Source organism: Micromonospora yasonensis, assembly GCF_026013475.1.
Lineage (GTDB): Bacteria > Actinomycetota > Actinomycetes > Mycobacteriales > Micromonosporaceae > Micromonospora > Micromonospora yasonensis.
In genome coordinates, this window is the sequence record NZ_JAPDPH010000242.1 from 1 (window position 1) to 10,156 (window position 10,156).

General features: G+C 70.2%; 9 protein-coding genes and 1 pseudogene. 4 read left to right on the top strand and 6 right to left on the bottom strand.

Annotation, left to right across the window (positions count from 1 at the left end; genetic code table 11):
* The first annotated feature begins 85 nt into the window (after window positions 1-85).
* Window positions 86-1,381 carry a CHAT domain-containing protein gene (locus ONA70_RS30930; RefSeq protein ID WP_265010030.1) on the top strand — a complete coding sequence of 432 codons (1,296 nt, stop codon included), beginning with the start codon at window positions 86-88 and terminating at the stop codon, window positions 1,379-1,381.
* Between the two features lie 116 nt (window positions 1,382-1,497).
* Window positions 1,498-1,773, top strand: a complete 276-nt coding sequence (locus tag ONA70_RS30935; RefSeq protein ID WP_265010031.1) for a hypothetical protein — start codon at window positions 1,498-1,500, stop codon at window positions 1,771-1,773.
* A gap of 142 nt (window positions 1,774-1,915) precedes the next feature.
* On the opposite strand, the gene ONA70_RS30940 is transcribed toward ONA70_RS30935, so the two are convergent.
* The 3 genes from ONA70_RS30940 to ONA70_RS30950 form a co-directional block, all read right to left on the bottom strand.
* A complete protein-coding gene (locus ONA70_RS30940; protein WP_265010032.1) occupies window positions 1,916-2,683 on the bottom strand; it encodes a hypothetical protein in 768 nt (255 codons plus the stop codon).
* Window positions 2,684-3,053: 370 nt separating this feature from the next.
* Complete coding sequence (locus tag ONA70_RS30945) at window positions 3,054-4,580, bottom strand: alpha/beta hydrolase (protein WP_265010033.1); 1,527 nt, start codon at window positions 4,578-4,580, stop codon at window positions 3,054-3,056.
* A gap of 195 nt (window positions 4,581-4,775) precedes the next feature.
* A complete protein-coding gene (locus ONA70_RS30950) occupies window positions 4,776-4,913 on the bottom strand; it encodes a multicopper oxidase domain-containing protein (protein WP_265010034.1) in 138 nt (45 codons plus the stop codon).
* 38 nt (window positions 4,914-4,951) lie between these two features.
* Here ONA70_RS30950 and ONA70_RS30955 point away from each other — a divergent pair.
* Both ONA70_RS30955 and ONA70_RS30960 read left to right on the top strand, forming a co-directional pair.
* Window positions 4,952-5,167, top strand: a pseudogene (locus ONA70_RS30955) (IS5/IS1182 family transposase); the annotation flags it as partial.
* 289 nt (window positions 5,168-5,456) lie between these two features.
* Window positions 5,457-6,212 carry a methyltransferase domain-containing protein gene (locus ONA70_RS30960; RefSeq protein ID WP_265010035.1) on the top strand — a complete coding sequence of 252 codons (756 nt, stop codon included), beginning with the start codon at window positions 5,457-5,459 and terminating at the stop codon, window positions 6,210-6,212.
* A gap of 97 nt (window positions 6,213-6,309) precedes the next feature.
* Here the strand turns inward: ONA70_RS30960 and ONA70_RS30965 are convergent, their stop codons facing one another.
* The 3 genes from ONA70_RS30965 to ONA70_RS30975 form a co-directional block, all read right to left on the bottom strand.
* Window positions 6,310-8,025 carry a multicopper oxidase family protein gene (locus tag ONA70_RS30965; RefSeq protein WP_265010036.1) on the bottom strand — a complete coding sequence of 572 codons (1,716 nt, stop codon included), beginning with the start codon at window positions 8,023-8,025 and terminating at the stop codon, window positions 6,310-6,312.
* Window positions 8,026-8,156: 131 nt separating this feature from the next.
* Complete coding sequence (locus tag ONA70_RS30970; RefSeq protein WP_265010037.1) at window positions 8,157-8,690, bottom strand: cyclophilin-like fold protein; 534 nt, start codon at window positions 8,688-8,690, stop codon at window positions 8,157-8,159.
* 178 nt (window positions 8,691-8,868) lie between these two features.
* Window positions 8,869-9,636: a glucose 1-dehydrogenase gene (locus ONA70_RS30975; protein WP_265010038.1), complete on the bottom strand. Its 768-nt coding sequence runs from the start codon at window positions 9,634-9,636 to the stop codon at window positions 8,869-8,871.
* Window positions 9,637-10,156: the final 520 nt, after the last annotated feature.

Genomic DNA, 10,156 nt, shown 5'->3' on the forward strand with positions numbered 1-10,156 from the left:
CAGGCCCCGGCCTGGCACGCCCGGACGGGGGCCGCAAAGCCCACCCCCCGGCGGGTGCGGATGGGGCTGCCCCAGCCCCCCGCCGGTGCACAGCGGCGCGTACGGGCAGGAACTGGCGGCCGAGGGCCTGGACATCGGGGTCCGGGCGGGCGCGCCGGCCCGGGTCCTGGCCTGGGCGGAGCGGTGGCGGGCCACCGCGCTGCGGACCCGACCGGCGTTACCACCGGACGACCCCGATCTGGTGGCGGCACTCGCCGAGCTGCGACTGGTCAGCGGCCTGATCGAGGACGAGGCGCTGGCCGGCCGCTCCGCGCACGCCCTGCGCGGCCGACAGGCCCGACTGGAGCGGCGTATCCAGGACATGGCCCGGCGGGCACCCGGCGGGGGCGCCGTGGTGGCTCCGCCCGGCGTGGCCGCGTTGGCCGCGCGGCTCGGCTCCCGGGTGTTGGTCGAGCTGGTGGCCCACGGCGACCAGCTCCGGGCGGTGCTGGTTCGCGACGGCCGGACCAGCCTGCACGACCTCGGCGCGCTCGCCGACGCGGTGGACCTGGCACGGCGGCATCGGTTCGCCCTGCGCCGGCTGATCACCACCGGCGACGACGCCGCCGCGCGGGCCGGGGCCGCGCACGCCGCGGCGACCCTGGACCGGCAGCTGTTCGACCCGCTGCGGCGCCGGCTGGCCGACCGGGCCCTGGTGATCGTCCCGGTCGGGGCGCTGCACGCCGTGCCCTGGTCGGCGCTGCCGACCTGCGCGGGGCGCGCCGTGACGGTCGCCGCCTCGGCCACCGTCTGGCTCGGTGCGGACCAGCGGGAGCCGCCGGCCGGCCCGCCGGTCCTCGCCGCCGGACCGCGCCTGCCGGCCGCGCACACCGAGGTACGCCGGCTCGCGCAGGTCCTGCCGGCGGCGCGGCTGCTCACCGGGCCCGGGGCCACCGCCGCCACGCTGACCGCCGCGCTGGACGGAGCCGGGCTGGTGCACATCGCCGCGCACGGCGCGTTCCGCGCGGACAACCCGCAGTTCTCCACGCTGGAGCTGGCCGACGGGCCGCTGTTCGCCTACGAGTGGGAGCGCATCGACCGCCCGCCCGGCTGCGTGGTGCTCTCCGCGTGCGATTCGGGCCTGACCGGGGTACGCCCCGGCGACGAGATCATGGGGTTTACCGCGGTGCTGCTGGCGCTCGGAGCCCGGTGCCTGATCGCGACCGTGCTGCCGGTACCGGCCGAGCCCACCACCGAGCTGATGCTGGATCTGCACCAGCGGATGCGGGCAGGTGCCCGCCCGGCCCAGGCCCTCGCCGAGGCGCAGCGGGCCTTCGGCGTGGCCGGCGACGGCCCGGCTCGGGCCACTGCGGCGGCGTTCGTCTGTTTCGGGGCTGGCTGACCGCAGACTGCCGGCACCGGTCGGCCGCGGTGCGCCTGGCCCCGGGGATCGCCGCGAGCGCGGGCGCGCCGCAGGCGGTACGTGAGCATGCGGCGGTCCTGTATCGGAGCACCAGCATGGCAGCCGCCGCCAGTGAAGCCGAGGCATCTGTGGACAGCGCCCGTCTGGTGCAGTCAACGGTGCGTCCTGGAGCCTGGCAGGACCGGCCGGTGGTCGTGATCTCCGCGGCCGGGCAGCCGCGCGAGGTGCTCGAACATCACGCCCAACTGGCTGCTCTGTCCAGCCGAGAACAACACGTGATCGCCGACACGACCGACCACTACGTTCATTACGGCCAGCCGCAGCTGGTGGTGGACGCGGTGCGACGAGTTGCCTCCGGTGCTGCTCTGTAGACGACCGTCGGCCTCGCCGAACCGTAAGCGCGCCGAACGCGAGGCCCGGCGCGGGCAGTGCGCGCACGGATGCGCCTGGTCGAGCGGCCTGCCGGAAGCCCGCCGGACTCCGTCAAGGCCGCTTGACGAGGCGGAACAGATGTCAAGGCTCGACGACCGGCCGTGCCGGTGCGGGCGTTGTCCGCACGCCCTCGTCGGCCGGGCCGGCGAGGATCGCGCGGGCTGCGGGGATGCTGCCGACCACCAGCAGACTCAGCGCGATGGCGCCGGTGACGCGGGTGTTGACGGGCAGCGCGAACGCGATGATCGTCAGCGGGCTGCTGGCGATCATCGACCAGGCCGCCCACCTGGGGATCACTCCGGCCCGCCGCAGGGCGATGCCGAACAGCACGTAGGCCACCAGATGCCCGACGACGTAGACGAGCAGGTAGCTGGTCATCACCGCGTCGGTGCTGAAGCGGTCGAGCAGGTCACTGTACGAGCTGGCGTTCGGCATGTCGGCCATGACGCGGATCAGGTCGTCGAGCGCCGTCAACCCGGAGAACGGCAGCCAGCCCACCACGGCGAGCAGTCCGGCGACCGTGGCCAGCCATGGCGTCCGGGGATACGCCAGGTAGGCCAGACCGACGGCGCCGATGGGCAGCAGGTAGGACGCGAGGACGAAGGCCACCAGGTGGATGGTGTCGGTGACCGGGTTGGCAGCTAGGCTCGCCGCGATGCTCGCCTGGCCGGACTCGTGGATGGACGGGCTGAGCACCCCGCCCAGGTCGTAGCAGGGCGGGCCGCCGACGATGGCCACCGCCATGACGACCCGCAGCAGCCGCTGGTGGCCGGGCAGCGCCGGGGGAACGCTGCCCGTACGGTCGAGTGACCGGCTGTCGATCCCGTCGAGAGTGGGTTCGGTTCCCATCAGTCATCTCCTCAGATATCGGTCATCTCCTTAGATAACGGCCCGGCACGGCACCGGGTCCGACTTTGCGTGCTCCGCTTTTGTCACAATCAGCCTGCGCGCCACGGGCGTCGGGTGCCCGCTCTCCAGCGGCACTTCCGCTACCCCATGATGCTGCCGCTGACTGCCCGGTCCCGGCCCGCCCAACCCGGGCGCGCTCAGGCCGCGAACCGAGCAATGGGATGGCGGTGACGGCTCCAGTCTTCGTGATCAGGAGTGGAGGCGGCACTGACACAGCATCCCGGCCATGCCCCGCTCCCAAGCGGCCGGGTCTACGCTGCGGCCTTTGGCCATTGCCAGATCTGAAGCCAGGTTCACAACGTACAGACGATCACGCGGTGGCCGCGCCGAGTCCACCCGCCCCCGCCATCGGAATCTCGACCGGCGGCTGCCGTACCAGCGTTGCCATGAAGAAATCCACCACCAGGTCGGCCACGTCCTGCGGCGAGGGTTGCTGTCCCGCGGTGGCCAGGGTGTGCCCAGTGCCGGCGACCTCGACGAACGTGGTTGGCACACCGGCGGCGCGCAGCCGGTCGGCGAACCGGACGGACTGGCGCGGTGCCACCTCCTCGTCCTGCGCCCCGTGCAGGATGAGGAACGGTGGCGCATCGCTGACGATGTGGTTGATCGGGCTGGCCGCGTAACGGGTAGCCGTGGACGTACCGATGCCGGCCGCCAGGAGGAACCGGATGATCTGCGGCGCGTCGGCGAAGTCGTTGAGGTCGGTCGGTCCGAACATGTCCACCACGGCCTGAACCGCGCTGGACTGTTCGGCGTACGGGCCGGGCCCGCCCTGGCGGCCGGTCAGGCCGAGCAGTGACGAGAGCTGGCCTCCGGCGCTGGCGCCCCACACCCCGATGCGGGACGGGTCGATGCCGAGGCCGGCGGCGTGCGCCCGGAGGAACCGCACCGCACATTTGGCATCCTCGAGCGGGGCGGGCCACGGGGCGGCGGGGGTCAGCCGGTAGTCGATCGAGGCGACGAGGTAACCGTTGGCGTTCAGCCGCTCCCGTAGCGGGGTGAACAGCGCACTCTGATGGTTGGACAGTGACGCGCCCAGCCCGGAGAGTTTCCGGTCGCCGAGTGCCAGGCCACCGCCGTGGATGTACATCGCCACCGGGGTGCCCCGGCCCGGCGTCGTGGCGCCGGCCGGTGGGGTGTAGATATCCATGGCCAGCGGTACGCCGTCGATCCGGCAGTACTCGACTGTGCTGCGCTTTCCGGCGGGCAGGTGGCGTGGAGCTACGGTGTCGCCGGGGAACCTAGCTCCCGCGGACCCGTTGCTGGACCCGCTGAACCCCACGAACGTGGCCAGGAGCACGACCAGCGTCACCGGCGCGACAGCGACCGCTCCCGCCAGCCGGCGCAGCCGAGTCCGGCGCGCGGCCCGCGCGTCGGGGCCGCGGGAGGCGGCCACCGCGCCGAGAACCCACACGATGCCGAATCCCGCTACGCCGATGACCTGTAGCCCCGCGCAGATGTGGTCGACGAACCCGATTACCGAGTCGGCGGGTATCCACGGCGAGGGCCCGGGCAGGACCGGCGTGCCGCGGGTGAGGAGCCACACGACGAGTACGGCCAGCGCCGCCGCGGCAGCCAGCACCACCCGACGCGATGTCGGGCGGGCCAGCACGCGGGCAACCGTACCCAACTGTGCCGCGCCCAGTGCGGCGAACAGCAGGGCGTACGGCCACGCGGTGCGCCACACCGCGGCCAGCGGAGCGAGGTAGATCAGGGCGCCGCCGGTGGCGGCCAGCAGTGAGGTGATCAGCAGGGGGCCCCGGCGCAGCGGTAGGTGCTCCGCCGCGGGGGTCAGGACAGCGTCTGCGACGGCTGGGAACAGCGACTTCTCTGGCATGCCACCGATCGTCGCGACCCGAGGGCGCGGCATCGTCCGCTCCAGGTAGGCAACCAGCGCCGCGAGCTACGTCGCTCGGCTACTCCATCGGGAGTAGCGCCGAAAGCTGCCCCTGCCGGCAGAGGTCCCGCGACGAGGCTGCGTGATCAACGCCAACAGAGGAGGAGTTTCCGCGACTCAGGCTCGCATTCTTCCCTACTCGGGGTGGTTGCAGGCACCGTCGCCGATCTCGTAGGGAGTGGTGACAGCGTCATAGACCAGGTGGGTGACCATACCTTCGGCGGCGTGGTCGAGGTTGTGGCAGTGGTCCATCCAGATGCCGGGGGTCCACACCGAAACCGCTCCATGCTGGTAGAACGGTGGCGTAAATCGCCCACCGTCGCAAGCGCGGCAGCGGGGGTGGGCGGCCGGTGTCCTTCGACGCCGAGCTGTACCGGGAGCGCAACACGGTGGAGCGGTGCATCAACAAGATCAAGGCGTGGCGGGGCCTGGCCACCCGCTATGACAAGACGCCCGACAGCTATATGGCAGGGCTCCAGCTACGCGGGGTGCTGATCCGGCTCGGCAGCCTTCAACCCATCACCTGAACCAAACTCCAAATAGGACCCGAGCGACGATCGTGCCGAGGGTGAGGGGTCGGCCTGGTTGGCTGGAGCCAGGCTGTGTCTGGTTTCGTCCCGTGTCGCGCTGACACAGCACGCGGCCGGGCGTGAGGATGTGGGCATGAGTTCATCGCAGCCCGTCGTCGACCCCGGGCCCGAGCCGGACACGACCGCAGGCGGGCCGGTGAATACTGCTGGCGCGCGGTCCAGGCCCCCATCGCCGGATTCCCCCGGGTCTTCCCCGGATCACCGCTACCTGCTCGACAACGCCCGGGTGGAGGCGGGCGAGCGGTTCACCTGGCTGGCCGAGCTGTTCGACGGTGTCACGCGTGGGCACTTTGACCGGCTCGGAGTGAGGGCGGGCTGGCGCTGCTGGGAAGTTGGTGCCGGAGGCCCCAGCATTCCCGAGGCACTCGCCACGGCCGTCGGACCAACCGGTTACGTGCTGGCCACGGACATCAATCCGGCCTGGTTGGACCCGCACGGCGGGTACGAGGTGCTCCGGCACGACATCGTCGGGGACCCGCCACCGCAGCCAGGCACGTTTGACCTGGTACACGCGCGGCTCGTGCTCGTTCACGTGCCCGACCGTGCCGGGGCGTTGGCGACGATGGTGGCGGCGCTGCGGCCCGGCGGTTGGCTCTTGGTAGAGGATGCCGACACCGAGCTGCAGCCGCTGGCCTGCCTCGATGAGGTTGGCCCGGCGCAGCGGCGCGCCAACCGGCTGCGGCGCGCGGTCCGGGAGTTGATGACCCGCCGCGGCGCCGATCTGCGCTACGGCCGTACGCTGCCGCGGGCGTTGCGCGCGGCGGGCCTGGTCGATGTCACGGCGGCCGGCTGCTTCCCGGTCGGCGGGGTGGCCTGCGACCGGCTGGAGACCGCGACGGTGCGCATGGTCCGCGCCGAGTTGCTCGCCGCAGGGCTGGCCAACGACGTCGAGATCGACGCGCACCTGGCCGCCGTCGATGCCGGCGAGCTCGACCTCACCCTCGCGCCGCTGATCTCGGCATGGGGACGCCGCCCAGGCTGAGCAGTCTGCCTGAAGTTCTGCATGTAACTGGGTGGCAGCATGGAGCGGCCGACCGGCCGGTCTCCACACCAACCGTGATCACAACTCCAGACGGGACCTAGTTGTGGCTACCGCTGTGGCCACCGCCCTTCGGCGCCGCGATGACGCCCGACTTCTGGCCAGGGTTGACCACCACGAACTGGCCCATCATCCCTTCGTCCTCATGCAGCAGGACGTGGCAGTGGTACATGTACGGCGAATCCGGGTCGGCATAGTCGTCGAACCGCATGATGAGCTCGTACGTGGTGCGCGGCGGTAGGAAGACGGTGTCCTTCCAGCCGGCGAGTTGGGGCGGCGGCGCCTTTCCGTCGAGGGTGAGGACCTGGAACTGCACGTCGTGGATGTGCAGGTTGTGTGGGCGTAGGTCCTCGCTGGTGACCGTCCAGATCTCGGTGCTGCCCTTCTCGACGGTGTAGTCCACCCGGCTCATCTCCATCGGTCGGCCGTTGATGGCCTCGCCCCCGAAGACCAGTTTGCGCTTCTCCGTCGCGGCCTTCGGGTCCAGCCGGGGTACCGTGACCAGCTTCCGCGGCACTTGCGGGCTGCCGGTGAGCGTCTTGGCGGCGCGCAGTTCGATGATGTCGAAGGTGTCGTCGATGCCGGTGAACCGGCTGTGGAGGATGTCCAGCTTCGCGGCGCCCGGGTAGCTGCGTAGCACCGACCGTTGGCCTGGCTGCATGGTCACCACGACTTCGGCCCGCTCGCCCGGCGACAGCACGAGCCGCTCGGTGTCATACGTCTCGGGAAGCAGACCACCGTCGCTCCCTACCACGGTGAACTTTCGCCCGTCGGCGAAGCCGAAGTTGTAGATCCGGGCGGTGTTGCCGTTGAGCAGCCGCAGCCGTACCCGCTCGGTCTGCACGTCCAGGTACGGCCCGACCGTACCGTTGACCGCGATCGTGCCGCCCAGGATGCCCACACCCAGGGAACGGGCCGTCTCGTCGAGCTTGCCGTCGGCGATCTGCTTGTCCTGCACCATCAGCGGGATGTCGTCGACGCCGTACCTGTGCGGCAGGTCGGCGCTCGAGGTCTTGGGATCGTCGATGATGAACATTCCCGCCAGACCGCGGTAGACGTGCTGCATGGTCTTGCCGTGCGGATGCGGGTGATACCAGAGCGTCGCCGCCGGCTGGTCCACCGTCCAGGTCGGCGACCAGGTCTTGCCGGGCGCCACCAGCTGGTGCGGGCCGCCGTCCATCTTCGCCGGCAGGTGCATGCCGTGCCAGTGCACAGTGGTGTCCTCGTTCAGCCCGTTCGTGACGTTGATCAGTACTTTCTCGCCGCGCTCGGCGCGCAGCGTGGGGCCGAGGTAACCCCCGTTAAAGCCCCAGGTCGACACGGTGTCCTTACCGAAGGTGTGTTTCCCGGCAGTGGCCTTGAGGTTGAACACTCGCCGGCCGGCGGCGTCGACGTGTGACGGTGCCAGCGGCGGTATCGCCACCTTGTTGACGAAGCCGACCTTGCCCGAGGTGTCCCGATCGAACTGTGCCCAGAACCAGGCACCGGCGGAGGCGGCTCCGCCGCAGACCAACAACAGCACGACAAATCCGGACAGCAGCACTCGACGCACCTCGATCAGGCTCCCCTCGCGTCGCTCACCCCACGACTCGCAGCGCCAGCCAACAAAGCCGGCACGAACTACGCAGATGCCAACAGGTGCCGCTCGACGCACACTCGAGAAGGGCTCAATCCGAACTATCGCCAATGAACGATTCCGCGAGTTGACCACCGAGCCGTCCTTATTGCCGTTCGGGTACCGACGCGACGGCGTCATGGCTGGAAGCGGTAGGAGATGGCGGGTGAGTGGGGCCTGACGCTCACGATCTGCACCGCAGGGCCCGGGTCGCCTTCGGCGGAGCGGATGCCGTCTGTGCTTCCCGCAGAGGAGAAGGCGGAGTGTTGGGTTCAGCGCACGATCGCTACGGCCGCCTTGTGGCCTTCGAGGCGTTCGAGTTCCTTGGCAGTGCCGTCGTACGTGCCGAGGTGGAGGGTCTGATCGGAATACCCGATGCCGTCGGTGTTGTAGTAGAAGCCGATGTTGCCCCACGGAATGAAATAGATGAGGTCGCCGTCCTTCGGGTCTGAACCTGGCGATCCCTCGTATTTCAAAGCTCGCGGAAGATCGGCGATCTTCTCGCGGCCGTTGAACTCCTCGAGCGTGAGGGTGAGTGGCAACATGCTCAGGAAGTCACGGGTGGCGGGGCTGTCCTCAACGATGGTCACGTCCACCGACTCCGAGCCCACCGTGAACCGGACAACGGTGCCCACAATGGCCTGATCGATGCTGGGCGGTGTCGTGCTTGTCCTGCTCTGCGGCGCCGACGAGGCCTCCGGCGTGGACGGCGCGGCGGTGGGAGTGGCCTCGCCGGTGGAAGGCGCACCGCACGCGGCGAGGGAAAGGGTCAGCACGAGCGCTGCCGCCAGATTCTTCGTCCGCATGCGATGGAACTCCTTCCAGTCAGGCCTCGCCCGTTCGGGCCGTGGACAGTCCGCGGCTATCCAACCTGCCTCCTCCGCAGGCAGGGAGTCCCTGTCGAGAGACGTACTGGCGGGGCACCTCTGAAGCCCGCGGTTGGCGATGAAGGCCATGAAGGTCATGCTGTTCAGCGGCGCGATGTCAGCGGGCGGTGTAACCGCCGTCGACAGGAAGTGCCACGCCGATGACGAAGCTGGCACCAGGGCTGCACAGCCACAACACCGCAGCGGCTATTTCTTCGGCTTCGCCGAGCCGGTTGATGGGTTGGTTGGCGACGGCCTCGGCCCGGTCGAGTTCACCCTTGTCGATCATATCGGTGACCATCGGGGTCGCGATGGTGCCAGGGCAGATAGCGTTGATCCGGATGCCGCGCGGGGCGTACTCGAGGGCGGCGCTGCGGGTAAGCCCAAGCACGCCATGCTTGGAGGCGTGGTAGGCGGCTCGGCCGGGCAGGCCCACGAGCCCGCCGAGGGAGGAGCAGTTGACGATGGCGCCGACGCCTTGGCCGCGCATCTGGGCGAGTTCGTGTTTCATACAGGCCCACACGCCTCGCAAGTTGACGGCGTTGACCCGGTCGAAGACTTCGGCAGGCTCATCGGCGGCATCGCTGGGCGGAGCTTGAATGCCGGCATTGTTGAACGCCATGTCGAGCCGGCCGAACTCCTTGACCGTCGAGCGGACGGCGGCGGCGACGTCGGCCTCGTCGGTGACGTTGCAAGTCACGTCGAGCACCCGGTGACCGGCGGCGGCCAGAGCCTCAGTGGCGGTCTGGACAGCGGCCCGGTTGATGTCGGCGAGGGCGACCGCGGCGCCGGCCTCGGCGAACGCGCGGGCGGTGGCCAAGCCCATGCCGGAGCTGGCGCCGGTGACCAGGGCGACCTGGCCGGTGAAGTCGTAGGTCGGGTTCATCGTTGCGGGTGCCTTTCGATGAGCAGCAGGTTCGTTGGCAGGCGATCCGGCGGGTGAGTCGGGCGGGACATGCAGGGTCAGGTGGCGCATCGGTGCCGGTGGCGTCGGCGGCGACCACGCCAGGGATGCGTTCCCTGGGTTCTAGCCGGAAATGGCGCAGGTCAGGTAGGCACCACCCCAGCAAACCCGGTTTCACGACCGGGTGAGGAGTTTCTGCTGAAAGGTGTACTGGCAAGGCATCCCGCCGCCGCCGCGCCGCGCGACGTAGCGCCGAAGCCATGGACAACCGCAACGAGGTCCGCGAGTTCCTCGTCTCGCGGCGGGCCAAGATCTCCTGACGTCGGCCACGACCACATGATCGCCGCGGAGTTGCTGGCCCCTTCGGGAGGTCGCGGTGGTCGGAGTGTGGGAGACAGCCGTCCGGGTACGCGCCACGCTGGCGTGGCGAGGAGGGACACGGCGAGAGCCGCCGTCCGGGACCCCCGGGCGGCGGCTCTTCGCTGACGGTGACGGTTACTTG